Here is a 24794-nt window from a genome sequence, read left to right on the forward strand (position 1 = left end):
TTATCGAAGAGAAAACGTAAAACGATGGGATGTGTCGCCCACGACCTGACGGCTCGCTTCGACACGGAATGCGGATGAGATGCGCTCGGCGGTCAGAACCTCGGTTGCCGAGCCGTGGCCTGTCAAACAGCCGGAATCGAGCACTGCGACATGGGTGGCGAAATCGGCGGCAAGATTAATGTCGTGCAAGGTCGTGATGATCGTCAGACCAATCCCTTTCAGCAGCTCCAGTATTTCGAGCTGATGGCGGATATCGAGATGGTTGGTTGGCTCGTCGAGGATGATCAGCTCCGGCTCTTGCGCCAGCGCGCGGGCAATCAATACCCGCTGCTTTTCGCCGCCCGAAAGCGACGCGAATTGCCGGAGCGACAGATCCTTGAGCTCCAGGCGGACAAGTGCTGCCGCAGTCGCCGCATGATCCTCCTCGCTCCAACGCGCCATGCCCTTGCGATGGGGAATGCGGCCCATCATCACCACATTGCGGACGCTGAAGGGAAAATCGCCCGGCGTCTCCTGCAGGACGACGGCGATACGCTGCGCCGCCTCGCGCGGGCCGATCGACCAGAGATCGATGCCGTCGAGATGCACGCAACCCCGTTGCGGCCGGATACCACGATAGAGGCAGCGCAGCAGGGTCGATTTACCCGCCCCGTTCGGGCCGATGATTGCCAGCCGATCACCAGCTTTGACGGACAGGCTGATGTCCCGGATGATCGGTTTACCCTTATGCGGGCCCCAGGTGACGCCGTCAGCTTCCAGTCGCAAGCATTTTTCCAGCATGACCCCGCTCCTACTGCAAGAGCGTTGCTTGGCGTTCGGCCGAAACGATCGCAGCCGGAATGCGCGCCAATGTCTTGCCGCCCAGCATTTTCGGGCGTTCGCCTTCCCGTGTCAGGCCATCGGGCCGATCGCGGTAAAGCTCGGCGAAGGAGACGAGTGCCCCGATATCCGCCTCGCCCGCGATGTCGCCGAAGAGGTAGGTCGCCTTTGCCGTTGCCTGGAAGGCGACGGTGCATGGCCGATCGCAGCCGGCCATGCAAACGCTGCCCTCCAGACTGAAATCGTCGGAAAGTGCCGCGCCAGCCTGGGTAATGGCGGCCTGTAGATGCTTCAGCAAATCAAGACCGGGACGGCATGGCGCGCCGACGTGACGGCAATTCGTGCATACGGTGATCCGATGCGTCTGCTCTCTCGCTGTATCCATGAAAAGCCTCCCGGAGATCTCGCCGGAGGCAAAGTCAAGATAGGGCCTGCGGACACAAACGCGCCCTCGCCCAACCACTGAATTTCCATCGGAACACCCCGTCCGTTGCGGTTGACGTCATCGATGGCAGGTCTCCTGGCTCGCGGGTCACAGCCCGTTCGCACCTTCCCGGCATGAAGCCAGTGGCATGTCGCGAACGCGCTCTCCGCTTACAGTTGCGGGGGCAGCCACGGTTTTGGCCCCTGATGGGTAATCCGCACCGTGTTCCCTTTTCAGCCGCCCTCCGGATGATTCCGGCGGCAGCACCATCGGTATGGTTCATCTCACAGAAAATCGAAGCGAGCAATGGTAGTGTCATTGAGGTCTGCACTTGTCCCCGAATTCCGGCTGGCGTGAATGGCAAGCGCATTTGTTATGTTATTACGTTACTAATTTCAATCAAAAAATAAGGCATGGCGATGAGGCCGAAGCTCGTATTCATAAGGGCTGTTGAACATGGCAAATGACCTCGCCTCCGAGCTTAGGCGAGCGACAAAAATCCCAATCACACCGCCTTGCACTGCGGATAGAACCGGGCCGCCACGCCTTCGGCGGCCGCATAGGCCTGCGTGACGATCTCGGGCACGAGATCGATGTCCGGCAGGCTGCCGAGCCCCAGCGGGCCGATGGCGAAAAGTCCCTCGATTATGCGGCCATCTGTGGAAAGCGCGCCCGTTGCTTCGACAGCAAGGCCAAGACCGAGTTCATCCGGTGTGGCGAGGCCCGCGTTGATCAGGCTCCGCATCAATGGCGTATCGAGATCGGGCTCCCGGCAGCGGCAATCGATCACCTCGTCGGCATAGATCTGCTCCACGCCCTGCTGACCGGCCGGCTTCAGCATCAATCCGGTCGGCGTGCGCCGTAGAAATTGCCCGCGACGCGACAGCGTATTGCCCTCCGCCAGCTCCTGCCTCAGCCGGACATACAGAGCCTCCGGCAGACGGTTTCTATGGCTGTCGTAAAGGGCGCGCAGATGGCGGTTGAATTGCTGCTTCTGTCCGGCCGGCAGCGAGCGCCAAAGGGAGCGCGCATGTTTGCGCAGGCCGTTCATGACGGATTGCCAGCTTTGCCCGCTCGCCTCCGCATTCTCGCAAGCCCGCCGAATAGAACGCACAATCTCGCTGAGACTGCCGGGCATTGCTTCTGCAGGAAAGACCGGATCGGCATTGCTGCGGGTGTGGCTCTGCGGCAGAAAGCCGTGTCTCGAAACGATGGTGATCTGCCCATCATAGCCGTTGTCGCGCATCTGCAGCAGCCGGTCCACGACGCGCAGACCGCTACCGAGCAAGACCGTATGCGGGCGCGACACTAGGCGGCGGGCGCGGACCGTCGTCGGCGTCGCCACCGGTTCGCCGCTCTGCGGCTCGTGATCGGCAATGCCGTAACCAGTCGCCAGGACCACGGTGTCGAACGGGGGATAGACGGCGCCGGCGCTCTCCACCAAAAAGCGGTCGCCATGGCTGCGGCGAAGGCCGATCACCGTCTCGCCGCTGACCTGCACCGCAATATCCCGCCGCGAGGACAATGCCTCGGAAAAGCGCTGGTACACATAGTCGCTGAAAATGCTTTTGGGGACGAATATCTGCAAAAAGCCCGGTATGGCCGCCGGCACGGCACTGCGGAACGCGGCATTGCTACAGAGCCAATCGTTGAAATCATCGGGATCGCCAGCGGAAACCGAGAGATCGCGCACACGGCTGTTCAGGATTTCGCTGCTATGGCCGGAAGCCAACGCCTGACCGCCGCTGACGCTGGAATTGGGGTCGAAGAGCTGCAGATGAAAAGGCGTCCGCACCGTCTTCATCAAGGCGATCGCCGTCATCATGCCGGAAAAGCCGCGGCCGATGACAGCGATGCGCGGCATCGCATAGGCCTGCGCCGAGGCATTTGCCCTGGCAGAAAAAAGTCCCTGAACCGTCATATCAACTCCTGGGGCAAGAGGTGGTCGATCATGCTTTTCTGAGGGCACGCTGATACTTTGCCTGTGACCCGCACACAGCTCGCGGCCATCAAACGCTCGGCCGCTAGAGCGCCGCGCGTCGTAAACGCATTGGACGCTCTGGTTCTTGAATCCAGGGCATCCCTCTACCTGACGGGATGCTCTGGGCGGGCTCCCATTCAAGCTAGGAAGCCCGTTGCCTTCGTCAACCTGGACACACATCGAGCCATTGACGGCTCGACAAATGTCATTGTCGCTATTGTCTACTTATTTAGTCGTATATGAAAGCGCGAAAATGCGCCGGTAGCAAGCGCTTTCTTGCGACCGCATTTTTCATGGAAGACGACGCTTATGGCATGGCCCCGCACAGGACGTCGTGCAACGGTGGTCTTGCCCGCCTGAATTGCCGATCCTCGACCCCCTTCGTGAACGCGGAAAAGAGTTGGAAGCCCTGCTCCCATCGGCCAAAACCGCTGGCGATATTGATGTGGCCGGCATGGCCGAGATCATGAAGCTCACTATCCCATCGCGCGGCATGATGCCGAAGCTCGACGAAATCCATGTACGGATCATCGCGGCTGCCAACGACAAAGCTCGGAAATGGCAGAGCTTTAGTCGGCATTGTGCCGAAATCGATGGCGCCGGGATGCAGCCTCTCCGTCCGGTCGAGATCACAGGGAGCCACAAGAAAAGCGCCTTTCACATGCCGGGCGGCGGGGTGATCTGCGAGATTTGCGGCAAGCAGGCATCCGAGACTATGCGTGACGAGCCAGGCTTCTTCCACCCGCTCCAACTCTCTCTCCAGCGCCGCCAACCAGTGTTCCAGCACCGGCCTCGACCATGAAGCCTGACGGACGATGGCCGCAGAGGTCTTATCGCGCGCCCAATGGCGCTGCCAATGCCCCTCGGCGGAGCCGTTTAAACCCGGAAGGATCAGTGTCGCGACCACGGCGCTCTCCTGGATGCGAGCGATGGCTGCATTGAGCCGCCCGCTTACAATTTCTCCATTCGGTGCCTATTATGGCGGATAGCGAAATCTGGATAAGCAAAGAAAATCTATTGTATAGTAGATCTATAGAAATTACGATCATAGCGCTTTCGCCAGCTAAGTCACTGATATGCCATCGTTGATGGGGTTATGAATGGGAACTGTTTCACAGTTGCACGAGCGCACCAGACCGCTCGCACACCGCATTCAAAGCGACGAGGAAGCGCTGGAAATCGCGCGATCGCTGGCCATCCAATTTGCACAGCAGGCAAGCGACCGCGACATCAACCGGGTGTTGCCCTACGAGGAGCTGGAGGCCCTGTCGCAATCCGGCCTGCTCGGCATCACCACTCCGTCCGAATATGACGGCATCGATATTTCCAACTCCGTTCTTGCCGAAATCATAGCCATTCTGGCCGAAGCCGATCCTTCGATCGCCCAGATTCCGCAGAGCCATTTCTACATTCTGGAAGCGCTTCGCGTCGATGGCAGCGAGGAACAGAAGAATTTCTTCTTTACCAGGGCGCTGGCCGGTGACCGCTTCGGCAATGCATTTTCCGAAGTCGGCACCGGAACGGCCGGTCAATACAACACGCGCCTGACATCGGACGGGTTGGGCTATCGCGTCAACGGCCGCAAATTCTATTCCACCGGCGTAGTTTTCGCCGACTGGATCGGTATTTTTGCGCTGAACGCAGACGACGAACTCACCCTGGCACTTGTCCCGCGTGGCGCTGAAGGCATCCAGATCATGGATGATTGGGACGGTTTCGGTCAGCGCACATCCGGCAGCGGCACCACCATTCTGCATAATGTCTACGTTAACGCCGACGCTGTCGTCGCGCATCACAAGGGCTTCGAGCGGGCGACGACCATCGGTTCGGTCGGCCAAATTATCCATGCCGGCATCGATCTCGGCATTGCCCGCGCCGCTTTCACCGAGACCGTGGAGTTTGTGAAAACGCACGCCCGCCCCTGGATGGACAGCGGCGTCGAGCGAGCGGCCGATGATCCGCTGACCATCGCCAGGATCGGCCAGATCGCCATTCGCATCGAGGCAGCCGCAGCCATGCTGGAACGCGCCGGCAGGAAGATCGATGTTGCTCAGATCAATCCAACGGAAGATGATGTGATCGAGGCCACACTTGCTGTGGCTGCCGCGAAAACCCTGACGACGGAAATAGCCATCGAAGCCTCGAATACACTGTTTGAGCTCGCTGGCACCTCTTCGACCCGCATCGGCCTCAATCTCGACCGTCATTGGCGCAATGCCCGCACCCACACGCTGCACGACCCGGTTCGCTGGAAATATCACATCGTCGGCAACTATCATCTCAACGGCGTAACACCGCCGAAGAACTGGACGCTCTGACGAATTTTGTATCGGAAGGTGGAGAGAGACCGTGACTGCAAATCGCCGTGCCAGTTTGGAAGAGATACGGGCCTTTCACGCGAAAATGATGGCTGCCGCCAGCAATTCCCATGATGAAAGGCTTGAACGGATTTTCGAGCTTGTACCGCGCGAAGCGTTCCTGGGTCCTGGGCCTTGGCAGATAAAGGTCAATCGGCGCTACATTGAAACGCCCGGCGCCGATCCTTCCATTCTTTATCAGAATGCGCTCGTCGCTCTGGACAGAACAAAGGGCATCAATAATGGCGAACCGTTCCTGCATGCGGCCTGGATCGGCGTTGCCGCCCCGAAGTCCGGCGACACCGTAATCCATATTGGTGCGGGGACGGGGTACTATACGGCGCTCCTGTCGATGCTGGTCCTGCCAAACGGCCATGTTCATGCGTTCGAAATCGAAAAGGACTTGGCCAACCGTGCACGCGCAAATCTGGAGCCATTCGAGGGAATTTCCCTCGTCCACGGCGATGCGACCACTCTGGCGCTGCCGAATGCCGATCTCATCTACGTAAATGCCGGCGTAGTCGCCCCACCGGCATCATGGCTTAAAGCATTGCGGCCCGGAGGCCGGATCATCTTTCCGTGGCAAGCCAACAAGAAGGCAGGGCTTGCTGTCCTGATCACCCGCACGGAAACTGGCTACGCAGCACGGCCTTTGATGCCATCGTGGTTCATTCCCTGCGTCGGCGCCTCGGATGTGGACCAATGCAGCAAGTCTCCGAGCCGTGACGACGCTTGGTCGATCCGGAAGGTTTGGCTGACCGAGGATCGCGCGCCCGATGAATCCGCCGCCGCGATCTACAGGGATCTTTGGTTCTCAAAAGCCACTGACGGCGAACACTAAGCTTGTTCGGGAACTCAATGGGTCAGCCGATATTCGAAGCGCGATAATCTTCCTGCTCTTCGATTTCGATTCCAGGCCCGCCGCCGGCGACGAACTGTTCGAGCGTCATATTGTCGAGAATCGCCGCGATCGCGTCGCGGACTTCCGTCATGGAACGGCGCACATGACAGCGCTCCGGATCGGCGCAATCGTCGCAGGCTTCATAGGCCGTGCGGCTGGCGCAGCGGATCGGCGCGAGCGGACCGTCGAGCGTGCGGATGACATGGCCGATGCGGATATCGGAGGCAGGGCGCGATAGCGAATAGCCGCCGCCTGGCCCCTTCTTCGAGCGCAGCACGCCGGCATTACGCAGTTCCAACAGGATGGTGTCGAGGAATTTCTTCGGGATATTATTGCGGGACGCGATGTCGTTGATAAACGCAGTTTCGCCCGGCCCGAGGCGTGCCAGGTCCACCAGCGCCTTCAACCCGTATTTTCCTTTTTTCGTGAGCATCGCTATCCACTTACTGCAAAGTCGATTGTTGTAAGCCCGGCACGATTCGATCGAGACTCAACCGGCTTGTCCTGTTCGTCATTGACCTCGGAAGTAACGCTGCCGCCCCGTGCGAACAAGATAATAACTCACAAATTGTATAGTTTATATGAGTAAATTTGGGCAAATGTATCGCTCAAGCAACGTTTTTGCACTTTTTTCTACCTTTACGCCGAGCTGCTATCGACTTTTGGCTTGTTATGCTTGCGCTGGGTGTGGTCGGGAGCATTTTGGGCAATCGCCGACGCCACCTGTTCGGCGACGAAAACGGCATGCTCGACCACTTCGGGCAGGCCCATAAGTTCGCCGAAAGTGCCCCGCGCCAAAGGTCCGGAAATGAGCAGCGACGGTGCCGTCTTACCATCAGCGCCGAGCGCCAGCGATGCCGTATTGCAGGCAAGGCCGAGCCCTGTGGCATCGATGGCGAGATAGCCCGCATCCGCAAGGGCGCCGATCCAGCCTTGCGAGCCCAGAATGCCGCGATGGCCCGGCCCGGTCGTCACGACGACCGCATCGAATTGACGATCGAGGCTCTTGCCCGAGCGGCTGAGCCGAAGCGTACAGTCGATCACCTCGCCCTTCGCCTCTACGGACGCGACGGAAGCCGCGAGTACATCGAGCCTGCCGGTGCTGATCGCCTCCTCACTGACGGCCTCAACCTGCGGCGCGACACGGAAGCGATGCACATCCCAAAAGGGCCGCAAATGCCGCACCACACGACGACGCTCGTTGAGCGGCATTGCCTGCCATAAATCCCCTCCCTGCGCGCGCACCTGATCGATCACCGCATGCCAGGTCCATCCCTCGCCTTCTGCCTTACGAATAGCGGCGCGCACGCGCCTCAGAAGATCAAGCGCTGTCCGTGACGGCTGACTGACGAAATCGCCGAACAACTCCTGCTTCACCGGCGCATGCCCGCGCGATCGCAGCCCGCGTCGGGAAATTGCGGTGATCGGTCCTTTATGACCACGCAGCTCCAGCGAGGCGAAGACGTCGGCGGAGGTCAGGCCGTTACCGACCACCAACACCCGATCGCCGGGGCGGATGGCATCGAGCGCATCCGGCCGCGTCGGGTCCGCGACGAAACGCGGATGACCGGCAAGCGCATTTTGCAATGACCGCGGCGGCAGAGGCGACGGATGGCTTGTGGCGATGACGAGAATATCCGCCTCCAAGCGCCGCCCTGCCTCGCCCGTGATCACCCATCGGTCATCCAGCCGCCGGACATCCGCAACCCTTTCCGCGACATGGGTGATGGCACCGCCATCGATAAAAGGCTGCACCATGGCATTGATATAACGACCAAAAAGCCCGCGCCGCGGAAACAGGCTGCCATTCGCCGCGACCGCCGTCTGGTCGCCTTCCAGCGCATTATTGTCTTGAAGCCAGCGCTGGAAATGTTCGAGATCGTCAGGAAACAGGCTCATCTTAGCTGCCGGCACATTGATGCGATGCGCGGGGTCGCGGGTATCATAGGCAAGCCCCGCCCCGAGCCTGGCGCGCGGTTCGAAAATGAAGAGTTGACCGGGCTGCAGCGCTTCCGATTGCAGCAAGTGAAAAGCAACCGCCGCCCCCGAAATGCCGCCGCCGATGATTGCGATGACGGGCCGATCACGCGATTGATCGTCAGAACAAGTGGTCATCGCCAAATCCTTCCAGATCGATCGATTGCGCCGAACACTTCGCCGGCGGCAACCGAAAATGCCTACGGCATAGGAATATACTCTATAAATTTTATTGACAATAGAATGCCGATGGCAGCGCGATGGTTCCAACCGGCTGCTGACCATCCGTGACCGCCGACACATCCATGCAAATAAGGACTTCTTTGTGCCCCGCACAACAGCGTTATCGCACCGCAGGATGTGAAAACCTTGGCATACACGGAACAAAGGCACATACTGCCGATTGTTCTGATACATGTTCTCTGGGAGGAGAAACATCATGGAACTGTTGCACCTGCTCACCCCCTTCGATTATATGCTGGTTCTGGTTCTCGCAGCCATTTTCGTATTCAGCGTGATGGAAGGCGGCGGGCATAAGAGGCATTAGTTAGCCCCAGCCGAATAGCGTAATCTCCCCAAAGCCGAGCGATGGCGAATTGAAGGTTTGGCGTGTGTTTTCGCCGTGCATCCTCCAGCAAAATTTATGATTTTGATCCCGCTTCGAATGAAAGCGATCTGTAGATCGCGTCAGGAGTAGAACGCGGCCGAAGGAACAGTTCCGTTTTTCCGCAGTTACCTTTTTTGTAGAAGGAGAACGCGATGCCAAAATTGAATGCAGGTTTCACGGGAACGCCGGTAGAGCAGCCCGAAGGAGTGAAAAGGGCAGTAAAGTCGGCAACATCCATGGCCAAGCGCGAGGCGCAAGCCGTAGCTATAGGCGCTCAGGAACACCAAACAACGACCGCAACGATCGTCGCAATTGGCGCAATTATTTTTGGATTGGGCTATCTGATGGGAAGAAACGCCGCGGAAAGCGAGCGCTCACATCACTGGTGGTAATCCCCAAATGCTGCCGCAGTCGTCAGGACGGCATTTCTTGAGTCATTCGGCAGCAGGCAAAGCGAGATCACAGTAAATTCCAATCATGGGAACTTACCTGAACGCCAACGGTTAGATTCAGAGAACTTTGGGTTTGGCATGGCCATGCAAAGTCACCTTGCGTTCATTCTTTATGCAGGCACCGTAGTCGCGATGGGATGCATCCTGATTCTCGCAACGCTGATTGCGCCGGATCCCGATTACTCGAACCGCCTTCCCGCATCACCTTATGCAATCAATCATGCGCAATGAAGTCGCGCGCCCATGTCGCCGCATGATGCGTGCATAGCGACCTTGTGGCCAAACGCCGGGCTCCGGAAACAAAAAACCGCAACAACCTTTATTTTCAAGGCTTTGCGGTAATTCTCAGAAGAAATTTTGGTGGGTGATGTAGGGCTCGAACCTACGACCCGCTGATTAAGAGTCAGCTGCTCTACCAACTGAGCTAATCACCCGTAACCGCTCGCTCGCGGTGTGACCGGGCATATAAATAGGATCGGTTTGATTGTCCAGCGGCCAGATGAATTTTCTTTGGTTAATCGTCAAAAAAATTTCGAAGAGCCGCAAAAACCTTACAAAATCAAAGCTCAAGAATTCCCGTCGCCACGCGTACGGCCTGACCGCCAATGCGGGCGTTGGCGATATCGCCGCCGTCGATGTCGATGTGAAGGTGGATAAAGGATGGGCGGCCCATCTCGACACCCTGCTCGACGATGACGGGATGGTGGCCATCCGGCAGCCGGTCGAAATAGTTTATCGCGCCGGAAAGCGCAGCCACTGCCGCACCCGTTGCCGGGTCCTCGACAATGCCCATCCCGACGGGGAATACCCGGGCATGGAACTTGGCCGTGTGATTGAGCGCGCCGCGGCAATAGATGAAGGCCGAGGCGAGCGCACCGTCGACGAAGGGTACGGTCTTCTCCCAGAGTTGCGGATCGAATTCCATCCGTTCGGCGGCCCCGACATCGTGCACCGGCACCAGCAGGAACGGCACGCCGGCGCTCCAGATCGACGGCACGTGATTCTCGAAACCGATCTCGGTGATCTTCAGGCTGAGCGCATTGGCGATATCGGCACGGTCGAGCGGCAACATGATTTGCTGTGATTTCCGCGGCAGGTCGAATTCGGCAAAACCCGCCCTTTCCTGCCTGAGCCGGACGGCGCAGCGCACCGGCCCCACCCGCTCGTCCAGCACCGAAACGAGATCGACGTCGCCGCCATGGCGGGCATGCGCCCGCTCAGCCAGCGCGATCGCCGTGCCAACGGTTGGGTGGCCGGCGAAAGGCAGCTCGCGGGCGGGCGTGAAGATGCGCAAGCTTGCGGTATGCGCCGGGTTCTGCGGCGGCAGAACGAACACCGTCTCGGAGAGATTCATCTCCTTCGCGATCGCCTGCATCGCCTCGTCGTCCAATCCCTCGGCATCGAAGATGACGGCTAGCGGATTGCCCGCAAGTTTTCTGTCGGTGAATACATCATAGACACTGAAGCTGCGGGCCACCCCTGCCTCCATTACATGATTCTAGACTGTAGACGCCTGCTCAACCATACATAACGGCAACACATTTGAGCGCAAGCTAAAGCTATTCCCGACGACCGAAGAACCACGCGAGAATAGGCGGCATCGCCGAACTATAATGATGCGCAGCAGGGTCGGCCGAGCGAATGGCAACCGCGTCGTCGATCTCCTTTTCGTGGTCTACCAGCATATGCGCCCGGATCCGCTCCAACATCTCCTCGGCTGTCCAGGGGAAGCGGAAGATGCGGAAGAGGGTAACGGAAAGGTTCGAATGCGTGGCGTAATAGCCCGGCTCCGCGACCGCATCCCACAGGTCGAGGCCTGTTTCCTCCATGACTTCGCGACGCATGTTGCCCTCGACATCGCAGTGCCCATCGACGATATCGTTTTCATCCATCGAACCCGCGGCACAATAGACCTGGCCGGGATTGGCGGTGTGCTCAGCCATGCGAATGGCAATGATCGCGCCGTCGGAAGAGACGGCGACCGGAAAGGCAAAGACATGAAAGCCGCCGCCGCGCTCCCTCTGTTTGCGCCACCACATGAATGTGGAGAACGGCGTCACATATGCCTCGCCCTCTACAGCCTGCTCGCTGACCGACAAGCGATGCTGAAAGATCATCCGCCCATCGAAAAGTGCCGGATTGGCGGCAATCTCCTTCTTCCAGTTTTCCTGCGCTGCCTCGGCGTTGCTGAGATGAAAAGGGTGATCGCCGGCGATAACCGCAAGATCGATGCGGGCCACCGGGAATACAGTATTTTCCGGCGGCCAGGCGGCCGTGTCGTTTCGTAGTTTGAAAGCGTGAGTCATAGTAGGTCCAATGTCATGACGACGGGGCAATGATCGGAGGCCTTCGGCCTGTCCCAACCGGTACGTGGATAACGTTCTACTTCCTGTCCGGGCGGAAATATGGTGCGAAAGGGCTGACCGGAGCGGATGACGTCGGGCATCCGCTGCGCATTGGCGCGCGCCAAGGCCGGAGACAGCCAGATATAATCGAGCTGGCAAAGCCACTGCTCCTGCGGCCCGCGAGCGTGATACAACGTCCAGCGGTCCAGCACATCGCGCCGGCGCATAACGTTTTCAACGAAACCGTCCTTGCTGAAGACATCGAGTGCCGGGCTCTCTTCATCCCGATGTTTGAAACGATAGCCGGTGTGGCGCGTGCCGATGACATCGACGCGCTCCTGATAATCATTCATATCGCCGCAAATAGCGAAATTCTTCGTCGCCGTATGACCGGCGCCAAAACGGTTCTCGATGATACGGCGCACGGCAAGCGTCTCGGCATGGCGGATCGGCATGGTCGAATGGCGGCCATCGCCCCCTTCCCGCGCCGGCCCCATCGATTTCAGATGCACGACATACAGCGAGAACGGCACACCACCAATGGTCAAATCAAGCTCAAGACAATCACGCTTGAAGACCTTGTCGTCCAGATGAAGATCAAGTGCGGCCAGTTCATCGTTGAAAAGACCGAAATCGCGATAAGTCACCATGGCGTGACTTCTGATGTCCTTCAACAGGATCGGCTGCCCGTCACGCGTCTCCTCGCGCATCATCACGGCAACATCGATACCCCTGCCGTCATTGCCCTCGATCAGGAACTTCTGCCGGTAGCCATTGCCGACCATGCGGTAGAGATAGCCGTACTCGAAAGCCTGCAATGCCGCCATGCTGTCGACTTCCTGCAGGCAAATGATGTCGGCATCTGCATCGGCGATCGCAAGCGCCGTCATCTGCCGCGTGTCGTCGGTGGCAGCGACCACGCGCGCCGCTTCGAGCTGCTTGTAAATGGCTTCGTTCTGCACGTCGAACAGCTTCAACACACGGTCCTGGCGCAACTGATTACGGAAACCGGTGTAATCGAAACGGGTCAGCAGGTTTTCGACATTGAAGGTGGCAAGGCGCAGGGACATCTGGCATTCCGGTTTGTGGAGATATGGGCCGGCTCGCCCAAATCAATTGGGCTTGGCTGTTACGGTCGATTTGAACTTGCCCATGAGATAGGGGCCGGAGAGAACAGGGGCATATTTCGGCTCCTCGCCCGGAGAAAGACAGGACGGCAGGCAGGCGATCTCGGCAAACCAGTTCGGCTGGTGAAAGAACGCCAGCGACTGCCGTCGTTGCATTCCTCCCTCTTCCGGTGGCGGATTGACGACACGATGCACCGTCGAGACCCAGCGATCATTGGTCCAAAGCGCCATCAGGTCACCGATATTAATGATGAAGGCGCCAGGTACCGGCGGCACCGGCGTCCATTGGCCGTCGGGCGTAATGATCTCCAGACCCTTGGAGCCCGGCTGTGGCAGCAGGATCGTCAGGCTGCCATAATCGGTATGCGCCCCGGCGCGCAACTGGCCCGGTTGCGGCGCGACACGCTGCTCGGGATAATTCAGCGCCCGGAGCGCGCTGATCGGTGCGTCGACGTAGCTGTCGAAAAAATGCTCGTCGAGACCGAGCGCGGTGGCAAAGACGCGCATGATCCGCGCCGCCAAATCCTCCATCGAACGGTAATAGGCCTTCCAGGCATCCGCAAAGCCTTCCGGGCCATCCGGCCAGATTGTGGCGGCATAGCAGAAGCCGAGCGCTTCCGGATCGGTCATGCCGGCCGGCACAGCAAGCGGGCCACCGTTGAAACTTTCCTTGAGGTCGGGCGGTGTGTCGATGTTGCGCGATTTCGACAGCGCCTCGGTGCCCGGGCCGAGATAGCCATAGGGATAGCCGGGATACGGCGCTTTTGCCCGTTGCTTGACATCGGCGGGCCGATCAAAAAAAGCGTGCGTCTTTGCCCATACGGCCTGGATTACAGCCTCGTCGACACCATGGTTGGCAATCGCCAGAAAGCCGGTCGAACGGCAGATTTCGTCGACCTCAGCACCAAGCCGCCTCTTCTCCCCTTCGTCGGCCGCCTCGAAGGCGCCGAGATCGAAAATCGGGAAGTTTTGATCGGACATGGCGCGACTCCCATTCGTGACATCGGGCAACTCAAGCACAGGTGGGGACCGTGAACAACCGTCTTGTCTCCCCGCCCGCCGCATCGATCACAGCCGCCACGCCGAGCGAACGGCGACCGCGTAGACATCGCCCGTTTTCACCGCTTCGCGGCTATAGGCTCTCAATATCTGACCATCCGGCAGCGACAGCCGCAAGGCATAGCGCTCGCCCTCGTAAAGGACGGCGTCCACCCTGCAAGAGATACCATCGGCATCGGCGACCACGTCCTCGGGCCGAACGAGGATATCGGCGCGTGGGTTCCCGTCCCCCTGCTCTCTCCAAATCGTCTTCAGCGCCGACCAATCGATAAGCCGCGGCTTACCATCCGGAATGGCGAGCGACAGGATCGCGCCCTGCCCCACCAATCCGCCGACCAGCCGTCCCTCCGGTCGCGCATAGATTTCCGCCGGCGCCGCCACCTGCAATAGCCGTCCCTCGGACATGACTGCGACATCGGTCGCGAGCGCCATGGCCTCGCTCTGGTCGTGGGTGACATAAACCATGGTGGCGCCCGAGCGCTGATGGAATTCGCGGAAGGTCTCCTCCATCTCCTTCTTGAGATGACGATCGAGATTGGCGAGAGGCTCGTCCAGCAGCACGACATCGGGCGATGTCACAAGGCAGCGCGCCAGCGCCACACGCTGACGCTGGCCGCCGGAAAGATCCGCAGGCCGCCGTTCCGCGTAGTCTTCCAGCCGCACGGTCGACAGCGCCTCACGCACCTTCTGACGGTAACGCTCGCCGGAAATGCCGCGCACCTTCAGCGGATAGCCAACGTTGTCGGCAACGTTCATATGCGGCCAAAGGGCGTAGGATTGGAACACCATCGCCATATTGCGCCGCTCCGGCGGCAAGGTATGGGCGGCATCGGCAAGCAGACGTTCGCCGAGATGGATCGAACCATCCGTCGGCTGCTCGAAGCCGGCTATCATCCTCAGCACCGTCGTCTTGCCGCAGCCGGAGGGGCCGAGCAACGCCAGGAAACCACCTTCACGGACTTCCAGCGACAGCGCCTTGACCGCCGGACGACCGCCCGTGCCGAAATCCTTGCTGACGTGATTGAGGATCAGCTTCGCCACGGCACCACTCCCTTCGGCAGGTGCTTGGCCAGAATTTCCAGCAACAACATCATGGTGACCACCATGGCGACGACGATGACGGACATGGCGGAGGCGAGATCGGCGCTGCCGCCATCATCGAGATTGTAGATGACGACGCCGAGCGTCTGCGTGCCCGCCGCCCAGAGCAAAGCGGAAACGGTAAGCTCGTTGCAGGCGATGAGAAAAACCAGGATCACCGAAGCGCCCGCTGCCGGCGCGATCAGTGGCACAATGATATCGGCAAGACGACGGAAGAAACCGGCGCCCGAGAGACGCGCAGCCTCCTCCAGCGCCGGATCGAGCTGCAGAAAGGCGCTCATCACCGGCTTGAGGCTGACAGCGAAATAGGCCGAGAAATAGGCGAGCAGAATGATCCAGATCGTGCCGTAAAGCGTGATATTGAGGACGGGCAATGGTGCCGCGAAAACCAGGATGAAAGAGACGGCGACGATGATCCCCGGCAGCGAATAGGGAATCTCGATCAATCCGCCGACGATCCGGCTCAGCATATCCTTGCGTCGCGTCAGGGAGTAAGCGGCCAGGACAGTCACCACCAGGAGACCAAGTGCCGTCATCCCGGAGAGGAATAGGGAATTGGAAAAAGCGACGCGCGTCACCGTCTGCCGAAACAGAATTTCGGTGAAGGCGTGCAACGACGCCGTCTTGAAGGTCAACGGCACGCCATAGGCCGGCACCAGCGCGCCGGCGACCAGAGCGAAGAACGGCGCGACCAGCATGATGAACAGGATCGCCCACAGCAGCGGCACCGCCCCAAGACGCCAACGGCCGAGCGCCAGGGCGGCAGAGGCGCCGGAAAGGCCGATGACGCGATAATCCCGCCCTTTCAGCGCCTTGTCCTGTACCGTAAGGCCGGCAACCGAAATCACCGCGATCATCGCCGACAGCACGGCGATGTCACCGAAGGTGCGTGGGCCAAAGGTGGAGAATTTGGTGAAGATCAACGTCGACAAGGTGAAGATTGAAGCGGGTATCCCGAGGATAGCCGGGATGCCGAAATTGCCGATCGAAGAGACGAAGGCAATGGCGGCGCCGGCGATGACACCGGGCAGTGACAGCGGCAGGATGATGTCGCGGGACACACGAAATCCCGAAGCACCAGAGAGCCTTGCCGCCTCGACGCCGTCACGCGGCAACGCCATCAGGCCAGCCCGGAGCGCAAGATAGACCAACGGCGCGTGCTGCACGCCATAGAGCAGCGCAATGCCGCCGACAGAATAAAGCGGCTGCGGCGAGCCGAGCGGCGGCGCGATGTGCAGCGCCTTCAACAAGGGGCTCGATGGGCCGGACATCTGCACCCAGGCAAGCGCGGTGACCTGGGGCGGGATCATCATCGGCAGGACGAAAAGAAAACTAAGAGGTCCCCGGCCCGGAATGTCGGTCAAGGTGAGCAGGAAGGCAAAGAGGCTGCCGAGCAACACGGAGATGACCGTGCCGAACACAGCGGTCTCGATCGTATACCAGGCCGAACGCCAGAGAGAGGGATCGGTGATCAGCTCGTAGGCCCCGCCGCGCAGCAACGCCTCGATGCCAGCCGCCGCCAGCCGCGCCAGTGGCAGCACGCTCAAGAGCATCACGATCGTAACGACAAAAGGAAACAGCCAGGTTGGCTGGCTGCTTCCCTTACGCACATATCCGTACATCGACCGTCCAGATTGGATCACTTCGATCCGTAGTAGGAAGAGAAGGTCTTCAGATCCTGGTCGGTGTTCTTCAGAGCTTCGGCCGCATTCAACGGCAAAACCTTGATGCTGTCACGCGCCGGGAAACCGGCGGGCAGCGGCATGCCGTTGCGGGCAGGGATATAGCCGAGGTTCAGGAAGCCTTGCTGGCCCTTTTCCGACAGAGCGTAGTCGACGAACTTCTTGGCGGCGTCGACATGCTTGGTACTGGCGAGGATGCCGACCGGTTCGGTCACGGCTGAAACGCCTTCGGTCGGGAAAACGAATTCCAGCGGTGCGCCTTTGGCCTTTTCGCGGATGGGCATATAGTCGACGATCATTCCGTAAGCCTTTTCGCCAGAAGCAACCGCCTTCAGCACCGCACCATTGCCGCCGGAAGCGATTGCGCCGTTAGTGGCGAGATTCTTGTAGAAATCCCAGCCGAGGCTGCTGACGCCGGCAAGCGTCTGCGCGTGAATGAGAGCGGCACCCGAAGCAAGCGGGCTAGGCATAGCCACGAGGCCCTTGGCTTCCGGCTTGGTCAGGTCCTGCCAGCTCGCCGGCTTCATCGCAGCGGCGGTGTTGTAGACGATGCCGGTGGTGATCAGCTTGGTGGAATAGTAGTAGCCGTCGGCGTCATAGAGCGCCGGATCGTAGTTTGCGGCTTCCGGCGACTTATAGGCCAATAGTTTGCCGGCTTCCTTCAGGCGCTCCAGCGTAACCGTATCGGCGATCAGCAGAACGTCGGCAACAGGAGCGCCGGCCTGGATTTCCGCCTGCAGCTTGGCGATGATCTGCGGCGTGCCGTCGCGAACCCAGTCGACCTTGATGCCGGGATTGGCAGCCATGAAGCCATCGACGGTTGCCTGCGCATCGGCATTCGGTTGGCTGGTGTAGAGGACGAGATCGGCGGCGGCGGCAGAACCAGAGAAAAGAGCAATGGCCAGCAGGCCGGCGAGAGCGGAAACAAACGTCTTCATGAAGCGTCCTCGGCTGGGTGATGAGAAGGGTTCCTTAGCGGCGGCGGTTAACATGATTGTGACAATCTGCAACCGCAGACCGGCCGTTCATACTATCATTCGACCTTGACCATAAACGCCCTGCACTATCTCCTAGCGCGCGAGTTTCAGCTTTGGTTTTGGAGGATAATCTATGGAATACCGTCTGCTTGGCCGCTCCGGCCTCAAAGTTTCGACCATCACCATGGGCACGATGACCTTCGGTGGCGTCGGCTGGGCGAAGACCGTCGGTGATCTCGGCGTCAGCGAGGCGAAACGACTTGTCGATATGTGCCTCGATGCCGGCGTCAACTTGATCGACACGGCCGATGTCTACTCGCAGGGGGCTTCCGAAGAGATTCTCGGCGAGATCATCGGCGGCCCGCGCAAGAACGGCGTATTGATCGCCACCAAGGCCCGTTTCCCGATGGGCCAGGGCGTCAACCACGCCGGCTCCTCACGCCAGCACCTGATCCAGGCTTGCGAAGCCAGCCTGAAGCGCATGAAGACTGATGTCATCGATCTCTATCAGTTGCATGAATGGGACGGCCAGACGCCGCTCGAAGAAACGATGGAAGCGCTCGATACGCTCATCCGTCAAGGCAAGGTGCGCTACATCGGCTGCTCGAATTTTTCCGGCTGGCACATCATGAAAGCACTCGGCGTCAGCGAGCGCGACAAGCGCGAACGTTTCGTCAGCCAGCAGATCCACTATACGCTGGAAGCGCGAGATGCCGAATATGAGCTGCTGCCAGTCAGCATCGACCAGGGCCTCGGCGTCCTCGTCTGGAGCCCGATCGCCGGCGGCCTCCTCTCCGGCAAGCATCGCCGCAATCAGGTAACACCTGAAGGCACGCGCCAATTCGCGGGCTGGACGGAACCGCCGATCCGCGACGAAAACCGCCTGTGGAATATCGTCGATACGCTGGTAGAGATCGCCGATGGCCGTGGCGTCTCGGCCGCACAGGTTGCTCTCGCCTGGCTGATCGGCCGCAAGGGCGTAACGTCTGTCATCATCGGCGGTCGCACGGACGCGCAATTCAAGGACAATCTCGCCAGCGCCGAGCTGAAGCTGACGGAAGAAGAGCGCAAGCGCCTCGACGACGTCAGTCTGTTGCCTTTACTGTATCCCTACTGGCACCAGCGCAATACAGCAACCGACAGGCTGAGCGATGCCGACCTCTCGCTGATTGCACCGCATCTCGCGAACTGATGGAAAGCCCAAAACCTTCTCTCCCCGGAGAGAAGGTGGACAAGAACTGCTGAACGCAGTGATTGGCCGGTTGAGGGGGGAACTCGTCGCATCGCGGCGAGCGCCTTCGGCGGCAAGCGAAAGGCAATCCTTACGGTGCAACGCCCCCTCAACCCGAGCTTCGCTCGACCTTCTCCCACCGGGGAGAAGGTAAAAATTGAAGTAAAAGCTACGCCGCCATCGCCCCGATTTCGCTGGCAATCAGCTTACCGAGCCGCGAGATCCCCTCATCGATCATCTCGTCATTGGCGCAGGAGAAGCTGACGCGGAAGGTGTTCGGGCCGGAGCCATCGGCGAAGAAGGCCTGGCCGGGCACGAAGGCCACTTTCGCAGTCTCCAGCGATTTTGCCAGCAGCTTGGCCCCATCCATGCCCTTCGGCAGGGTAACCCAGACGAACATCCCGCCCTCGGGTTTCGTCCAGCTCGTACCCTCAGGCATATATTTCGCAAGCGCCGCCAGCATGCAGTCGCGTCGGTGGCTATAAGTCTTGCGGACCTTGGCGACCTGCGCATCGAAGCCGCGTTCGGCGACTTGATGGATGGCAATCTGGTTGATGGTCGAGGAATGCAGATCAGCCGCCTGCTTCATCAGCACCAATTTGCGAATGACTGGCGCGTTGGCAACGACGAAACCAACGCGAAGACCCGGCGCCAAGGTCTTGGAAAAGCTGCCGCAATAGATCGTCCGCGTATCGTTGATATTGCCTTTGCGGGCTATCTCCAGCGCCAGGATTGGCGGGATCGCCTCGCCGTCATAACGCAGCGACTGATAGGCGGCATCTTCGATGATGGCGATATCCAGTTCGTCGCCGAGATCGATCAGCTTTTCGCGGGAAGCGAGATCGACCGTTTCGCCGGTCGGATTGGAGAAATCGGCGGAGAGATAGGCGAACTTCACCTTGCCACCCGCCTGCTCGGCAGTCGCGCGGTAGGAAGCCGGCGTGCGATTGCCGTTCGGCGTGAGCTGATCGTAAGTCGGCTCATAGGCATTGAAGGCCTGCAACGCACCGAGATAGGTCGGCGCGGTGACCAACGCCGTATCCTTCGGCGACAGGAACAGCTTGCCCAGGTAATCGAGACCCTGTTGCGAACCGGAAACGATAAAGACGTTTTCAAGCTCGCAGGGAACCCCAATCGCCGCCATCTGGCCGACGAGCCATTCGCGCAGCGGCTTGTAGCCTTCGCTGACCGAATATTGCAGCGCCGCGTTGACAGCCGGGCCGGAAAAGATGTCCGCATAAGCCTGCTTGAATTCCTGATCCGGAAACAGCGCCGGATCGGGAATGCCGCCCGCAAACGAGATGATGTCCGGACGCTCCAGCAGCTTCAGCAACTCGCGGATTTCGGAGGCGCGCATACGGCTTGAGCGCGTCGCAAAGATATTTTCCCAATTCAGCATGGGGTTTCCTCGTAATTTTTGGTCTTTGTGCCACAAGATCACGCAACAAAAGATAAGTCAATAATGCTGACCTATTTTGTTTGTGACGGTGACATTCTCAAGGAGATTTGTAGTCAAAGGGGTTGAGAACAGGAGCGGGAAAGGCCGAAAAATCGACGATATCGCGCGTAACGATCGTGAGATTATGAACGGATGCAGTCGCGGCTATCATCGCGTCGGCAATCAGCGTCGGCGATTTGCGATGCATGAATTGCGCCCATCGGATCATGCACTCCGCATCCAGGGGAATGACCCGAATCCCAAGCTGCAAACTGTCCAGCCAACGCATGAGCTCTTTTGCCTTTTGCGGATCGGTTTCTCCAGTCAACTCAATACCGCGCTGGATCTCGCCGATCGTGATGGCCGAAATCGCAAGGTCGTCACTCCTGACACTATTTATCCAGGCCAGTACCGCGCCATGCGGCTTTACCCTACGCAATTCCGATATCACATTCGTATCAAGCAAATACAAGCGTCAATCCTCACTCAGATTGACGTCCCGCCAGACCCATTCCTTACGAGACGGGATATCGAGATCGAATCTTGGCTCCGGCGCGAGAAGCACGTCCTTGGCGGAGGGCTTGGCCCGCTTGTTCAGCGCTTCCCACTCAGACACGGAAACAAGCACGGCTTTAGGTTCGCCTCTTTTTGAAACAAGCTGCGGCCCTTCCTCCAGCGAGGCATCAAGCATTTCACTAAATTTCGCTTTGGCGTCCTGAACAGGCCACTGGCGCATGACACCCTCCATCTGACTAGTTAAAAGACTAGTTACTTCCCGCCCGCAATTCAAGATCAAACTTGCGAAACAGCGATCCCGCTCCGATACTCAAAGTTGATGACCGAATTGGAACACGCATGACAAACGACAACCCCACCTCCTCCTTCTACGACGACAACGCCGCCGTCTATGTCAGGCGCGATCGCAGCCTGCCACAGCGTCGGCTCGATGCCTTCCTGAATACCCTTCCCGCCGGTGCACCGATTCTCGAATTAGGCTGCGGCGGCGGCCAGGATGCAGCCTACATGATCTCGCGCGGCTTCAACGTCACGCCCACAGATGGTTCGCCGGAAATAGCCAAGCAGGCCGAAAAGTTGATCGGAAAGCCGGTCATCGTTCTGAGGTTCGAAGAGCTGGACGACGACCAACTCTATGACGGCATCTGGGCCGAAGCATCCCTATTGCATGTGCGGCGACCCGATCTTCCAGGGATTTTCAACCGCATCCACAAGGCCCTGAAGAACGGCGGCATATTTCACGCCAGTTTCAAAGCGGGAGAAGCCGAGGGGCACGACAGCTTCGGCCGATATTACAATTATCTCTCGGCCAACTGGCTTAACGATCTGCTCATTTCGACCGGCTGGAAGGACATTTCCCTCAACGAAACCGATGGCGGCGGCTACGATGGCAAACCGACGAGGTGGCTGCGGATGAGAGCCAGGAAAAGCATTTGATCGGCTATGTAAGCCGTAAATACGTCTTGAAACGTTCAGGGCCGGGGAAGTCTCCCTCCCCGGCCCTTTTCATTGCGGTGTAAAGCTGAAGAAGCTTAGTTGACGCTCTTGTCGACCAGCTTGTTCTTGCCGATCCAGGGCATCATGCCGCGCAGCTTGGCGCCGACTTCTTCGATCTGGTGGCTGTCGTTGTTGCGGCGGATACCCTTGAAGCGGGCAGCGCCAGAACGGTATTCCTGCATCCACTCGGAGGTGAACTTGCCGGTCTGGATGTCCTTCAGGACACGCTTCATCTCAGCCTTGGTCTCTTCGGTGATGATGCGCGGACCGGTGACGTATTCGCCCCACTCGGCCGTGTTCGAGATCGAGTAGTTCATGTTGGCGATACCGCCTTCATAGATCAGGTCGACGATCAGCTTCACTTCATGCAGGCACTCGAAGTAGGCCATTTCCGGAGCGTAGCCAGCTTCAACCAGCGTTTCGAAGCCGGCGCGGATGAGCTCGACGAGACCGCCGCAAAGAACGACCTGTTCGCCGAAGAGATCGGTTTCGCACTCTTCGCGGAAATTGGTTTCGATGATGCCGGAACGGCCGCCGCCGACGCCGCAAGCGTAGGAGAGAGCGAGTTCAAGCGCATTGCCGGAAGCGTTCTGATGAACGGCAACGAGGCAGGGAACGCCGCCGCCCTTCTGATATTCGCCGCGAACCGTGTGGCCTGGGCCCTTCGGAGCGATCATGACGACGTCGACCGAAGCCTTCGGCTCGATGAGGCCGAAGTGAACGTTGAGGCCGTGCGCGAAAGCGATCGCAGCGCCATCACGGATGTTCGGAGCGATTTCGGACTTGTAGATGTCGGCCTGCAGTTCGTCCGGGGTCGCCATCATCATCAGGTCGGCCCAGGCAGCAGCTTCGGCAACGGTCATGACCTTGAAGCCGTCGGCTTCGGCCTTCTTGGCGGTTGCCGAGCCGGCCTTGAGCGCGATCGCAAGGTTCTGCGCACCGCTATCCTTCAGGTTCAGCGCATGGGCGCGGCCCTGGGAACCGTAGCCAATGACGGCGACCTTCTTCGACTTGATGAGGTTGAGATCGGCATCACGATCGTAATAGACGCGCATTGTTTGTCCTTCCCTTTGCTTGTCTGGGTGCAGATTTTAAATTGTCAGACGGTCGCTGCCGCTTCCGCCAATACTTTTTCCGTGCCGTAAAGCCGGAGGAAGGCGCTGACCGCCTTCTCCGCTTGACGGCTGGTGTCCTTCAAACCGGGCTCGCCGAGCAGCATGCGCACATGCAGATCGGAAACGATAAGCCCGTAAAACGTATGGTAAGCCTCGCCGGCGTCCATGAAGCGTAGCAGCCCTGCCCGCTTGCCGGCATCGATCAGCCCGCTGGCGCGCCGATCGATCTGGCGGCGCCCGCGCTCCAGCAGAAGCTTGCCGAGCTTGGAGCCGTCGCGGTTGGATTGACCGATCGCCAGGCGGTTCAGTGCGAGCGACACGTCGCCTGCCAGGACTTCCAGAAGATCGCGGGCGAAAATGACGAGATGGTCATGCAGGCTCGCCACGGTCAACCGTTCGCCGTTGCGCTCGAAGGTGCGCACCTTGCTCGCCTGATAGGCAATCATCGCCGACAGCAGACCGTCGCGATCGCCGAACCATTTATAAAGACTTTCCTTGGAGCAATTGGCAGCGCGCGCGACGCCTGAGGTCGTCAGCGCCTTTTCGCCGCCGTCGACGAGCAGACGCAGCGCCTGTTCCAGAACGGCGTTCTGGCGCGGCGAAAACTCGCTCGACTGTCCTGCTTCGCTCAGCACGATGGCCACCCCCAAATACGTACCGTACGGTACGGTTCGCCGTCGTTATGACTGAGGGAGCAGCCAGCGTCAAGCGCAAATCGTTGCTGCAACGCGTCAAAAACGAAGGAAATTATTCCGCGGCAACCGGGCTCCGCATGGCCTCGACATCCTTCAGCGGCGGAAGGCCATAGAGGCGGCTATATTCGCGGCTGAACTGCGAAGGGCTTTGATAGCCGACGCGGTGGCCGGCCGATCCGACATCGAGCTGCTCGACGATCATCAGCCGCCGCGCTTCGTGGAGCCGGAGCTGCTTTTGGTATTGCATCGGCGACATCGCAGTCACCGCCTTGAAATGATGGTGCAGCGAGGAGACGCTCATGCCGACGCGTTCCGCCAGTTCCTCGATGCGCAGCGGCTGGACGAAATTGCCGCGAATCCAGGCAACCGCGCGCGCCACTCTGTTGCTCTGGCTCTCCGCCATCGCGACTTGCAGCAGTCGAGGACCGTTCGGGCCCGTCAACAGACGGTAGAGGATTTCCTGCTCGATCAATGGCGCCATGGCAGGAATATCCTCCGGCCGGTCGAGCAATCTAAGTAGCCGCAACGAGGCGTCGAGCAGTTCCGGCGATGCCGCATTGACCGCAAGCCCACGCATAGGTTCCGATGTCATCGCTTGGCGCGGAATGTTGACGCGCGATAACAGCTCATTCAGCCGTTCGCTGTCGAGCACCATGGCAAAACAGAGGTAGGGGGTTTCACTGTGGACATTGGTTACCTGTGTCGACACAGGCAGATCGAGGGCGGTCAGAATATACTCGCCGACACCGTAATGGTACGTGTCGGCACCGACCGTCAGGCTTTTGCGTCCCTGGACAACGACGGCATAGGAAGGTCGATAGGCCCCATGCTGCCATACGGTCACCGCCGACTGCCGGTATAGATTGAGACCGTCGATCGGTGTGCGATGTTCTCCATCCCCCGTGGCGAAACGGGCAACGATGGAGGCGAGTTCCTGGTTGGGATTGAATGGCAGTGTCATGCGCAACCAACTGTTTTCGAGGGCTTGTCGCAG

The 24794-nt window shown here is 59.4% G+C and carries 24 protein-coding genes, 1 tRNA gene and 1 riboswitch; of the genes, 5 read left to right on the top strand and 20 right to left on the bottom strand.

What is annotated here, in order from left to right:
- From ACXHXG_RS08030 to ACXHXG_RS08045, 4 genes are all read right to left on the bottom strand, one after another.
- The gene (locus ACXHXG_RS08030) at positions 1–780 is read right to left on the bottom strand and encodes an ABC transporter ATP-binding protein (RefSeq protein ID WP_457898969.1); all 780 of its coding nucleotides are present in this window, start codon (positions 778–780) and stop codon (positions 1–3) included.
- A gap of 10 nt (positions 781–790) precedes the next feature.
- Complete coding sequence (locus ACXHXG_RS08035) at positions 791–1204, bottom strand: DUF1636 family protein (protein WP_104823415.1); 414 nt, start codon at positions 1202–1204, stop codon at positions 791–793.
- Positions 1205–1312: 108 nt separating this feature from the next.
- Positions 1313–1529, bottom strand: a riboswitch (cobalamin riboswitch).
- 219 nt (positions 1530–1748) lie between these two features.
- Positions 1749–3164 carry an FAD/NAD(P)-binding protein gene (locus ACXHXG_RS08040; protein WP_457898970.1) on the bottom strand — a complete coding sequence of 472 codons (1416 nt, stop codon included), beginning with the start codon at positions 3162–3164 and terminating at the stop codon, positions 1749–1751.
- Between the two features lie 367 nt (positions 3165–3531).
- Entirely contained in the window at positions 3532–4131 is a 600-nt protein-coding gene (locus ACXHXG_RS08045) for an RBBP9/YdeN family alpha/beta hydrolase (protein ID WP_283050872.1), read from the bottom strand.
- A 193-nt stretch (positions 4132–4324) separates the two neighbouring features.
- Here ACXHXG_RS08045 and ACXHXG_RS08050 point away from each other — a divergent pair, with 193 nt between their 5' ends.
- On the top strand, positions 4325–5542 hold the full coding sequence (locus ACXHXG_RS08050; protein ID WP_457898971.1) for an SfnB family sulfur acquisition oxidoreductase: 1218 nt from the start codon (positions 4325–4327) through the stop codon (positions 5540–5542).
- 31 nt (positions 5543–5573) lie between these two features.
- Positions 5574–6422 carry a protein-L-isoaspartate O-methyltransferase family protein gene (locus tag ACXHXG_RS08055; RefSeq protein WP_285167371.1) on the top strand — a complete coding sequence of 283 codons (849 nt, stop codon included), beginning with the start codon at positions 5574–5576 and terminating at the stop codon, positions 6420–6422.
- Positions 6423–6444: 22 nt separating this feature from the next.
- Here ACXHXG_RS08055 and ACXHXG_RS08060 read toward each other — a convergent pair whose 3' ends face one another.
- Both ACXHXG_RS08060 and ACXHXG_RS08065 read right to left on the bottom strand, forming a co-directional pair.
- Positions 6445–6915 carry an RrF2 family transcriptional regulator gene (locus tag ACXHXG_RS08060; protein WP_104823420.1) on the bottom strand — a complete coding sequence of 157 codons (471 nt, stop codon included), beginning with the start codon at positions 6913–6915 and terminating at the stop codon, positions 6445–6447.
- Between the two features lie 206 nt (positions 6916–7121).
- Positions 7122–8597 (bottom strand): FAD/NAD(P)-binding protein, encoded by a 1476-nt coding sequence (locus ACXHXG_RS08065; RefSeq protein ID WP_457898972.1) that lies wholly within the window; start codon positions 8595–8597, stop codon positions 7122–7124.
- 621 nt (positions 8598–9218) lie between these two features.
- On the opposite strand from ACXHXG_RS08065, the gene ACXHXG_RS08070 reads away from it, so the two are divergent.
- A complete protein-coding gene (locus tag ACXHXG_RS08070) occupies positions 9219–9458 on the top strand; it encodes a hypothetical protein (RefSeq protein WP_104823422.1) in 240 nt (79 codons plus the stop codon).
- Positions 9459–9876: 418 nt separating this feature from the next.
- Here ACXHXG_RS08070 and ACXHXG_RS08075 read toward each other — a convergent pair.
- From ACXHXG_RS08075 to ACXHXG_RS08110, 8 genes are all read right to left on the bottom strand, one after another.
- Positions 9877–9952: transfer RNA gene (locus tag ACXHXG_RS08075), tRNA-Lys, on the bottom strand.
- Positions 9953–10077: 125 nt separating this feature from the next.
- Positions 10078–10995 (bottom strand): PhzF family phenazine biosynthesis protein, encoded by a 918-nt coding sequence (locus ACXHXG_RS08080; RefSeq protein WP_283050878.1) that lies wholly within the window; start codon positions 10993–10995, stop codon positions 10078–10080.
- Between the two features lie 82 nt (positions 10996–11077).
- Positions 11078–11824 (bottom strand): NUDIX hydrolase, encoded by a 747-nt coding sequence (locus ACXHXG_RS08085; protein ID WP_457898973.1) that lies wholly within the window; start codon positions 11822–11824, stop codon positions 11078–11080.
- A complete protein-coding gene (locus tag ACXHXG_RS08090; protein WP_457898974.1) occupies positions 11821–12933 on the bottom strand; it encodes an endonuclease/exonuclease/phosphatase family protein in 1113 nt (370 codons plus the stop codon). Before ACXHXG_RS08090 ends, ACXHXG_RS08085 begins: the two co-directional genes overlap by 4 nt.
- Positions 12934–12975: 42 nt before the next feature.
- Positions 12976–13971 (bottom strand): isopenicillin N synthase family dioxygenase, encoded by a 996-nt coding sequence (locus ACXHXG_RS08095; protein WP_457898975.1) that lies wholly within the window; start codon positions 13969–13971, stop codon positions 12976–12978.
- Positions 13972–14058: 87 nt separating this feature from the next.
- Positions 14059–15090 (bottom strand): ABC transporter ATP-binding protein, encoded by a 1032-nt coding sequence (locus ACXHXG_RS08100; protein WP_457898976.1) that lies wholly within the window; start codon positions 15088–15090, stop codon positions 14059–14061.
- Positions 15078–16772: an ABC transporter permease gene (locus ACXHXG_RS08105; protein ID WP_457898977.1), complete on the bottom strand. Its 1695-nt coding sequence runs from the start codon at positions 16770–16772 to the stop codon at positions 15078–15080. The genes ACXHXG_RS08100 and ACXHXG_RS08105 overlap by 13 nt, the downstream gene beginning before the upstream one ends.
- A 17-nt stretch (positions 16773–16789) precedes the next feature.
- Complete coding sequence (locus ACXHXG_RS08110) at positions 16790–17770, bottom strand: ABC transporter substrate-binding protein (protein WP_457898978.1); 981 nt, start codon at positions 17768–17770, stop codon at positions 16790–16792.
- Between the two features lie 172 nt (positions 17771–17942).
- Here ACXHXG_RS08110 and ACXHXG_RS08115 point away from each other — a divergent pair, with 172 nt between their 5' ends.
- Entirely contained in the window at positions 17943–19001 is a 1059-nt protein-coding gene (locus ACXHXG_RS08115) for an aldo/keto reductase (protein WP_457898979.1), read from the top strand.
- 208 nt (positions 19002–19209) lie between these two features.
- On the opposite strand, the gene ACXHXG_RS08120 is transcribed toward ACXHXG_RS08115, so the two are convergent.
- From ACXHXG_RS08120 to ACXHXG_RS08130, 3 genes are all read right to left on the bottom strand, one after another.
- On the bottom strand, positions 19210–20439 hold the full coding sequence (locus ACXHXG_RS08120; protein ID WP_457898980.1) for an aminotransferase-like domain-containing protein: 1230 nt from the start codon (positions 20437–20439) through the stop codon (positions 19210–19212).
- 97 nt (positions 20440–20536) lie between these two features.
- Positions 20537–20950 (bottom strand): type II toxin-antitoxin system VapC family toxin, encoded by a 414-nt coding sequence (locus ACXHXG_RS08125; protein ID WP_457898981.1) that lies wholly within the window; start codon positions 20948–20950, stop codon positions 20537–20539.
- Positions 20951–20953: 3 nt separating this feature from the next.
- Positions 20954–21214 (bottom strand): type II toxin-antitoxin system Phd/YefM family antitoxin, encoded by a 261-nt coding sequence (locus ACXHXG_RS08130; RefSeq protein ID WP_104823485.1) that lies wholly within the window; start codon positions 21212–21214, stop codon positions 20954–20956.
- Positions 21215–21333: 119 nt separating this feature from the next.
- Here ACXHXG_RS08130 and ACXHXG_RS08135 point away from each other — a divergent pair, with 119 nt between their 5' ends.
- Positions 21334–21930, top strand: coding sequence for a class I SAM-dependent DNA methyltransferase (locus tag ACXHXG_RS08135; RefSeq protein WP_457898982.1), 597 nt, complete (start codon positions 21334–21336; stop codon positions 21928–21930).
- Positions 21931–22025: 95 nt separating this feature from the next.
- Here the strand turns inward: ACXHXG_RS08135 and ilvC are convergent, their stop codons facing one another.
- From ilvC to ACXHXG_RS08150, 3 genes are all read right to left on the bottom strand, one after another.
- Positions 22026–23045 (bottom strand): ketol-acid reductoisomerase, encoded by a 1020-nt coding sequence (ilvC, locus tag ACXHXG_RS08140; protein ID WP_104823487.1) that lies wholly within the window; start codon positions 23043–23045, stop codon positions 22026–22028.
- Between the two features lie 44 nt (positions 23046–23089).
- Positions 23090–23740, bottom strand: a complete 651-nt coding sequence (locus ACXHXG_RS08145; RefSeq protein ID WP_457898983.1) for a TetR/AcrR family transcriptional regulator C-terminal domain-containing protein — start codon at positions 23738–23740, stop codon at positions 23090–23092.
- A 112-nt stretch (positions 23741–23852) separates the two neighbouring features.
- Positions 23853–24761 carry an AraC family transcriptional regulator gene (locus tag ACXHXG_RS08150; RefSeq protein WP_283050900.1) on the bottom strand — a complete coding sequence of 303 codons (909 nt, stop codon included), beginning with the start codon at positions 24759–24761 and terminating at the stop codon, positions 23853–23855.
- Positions 24762–24794 lie beyond the last annotated feature (33 nt).

Source organism: Rhizobium sp. LEGMi-198b, from assembly GCF_054114205.1.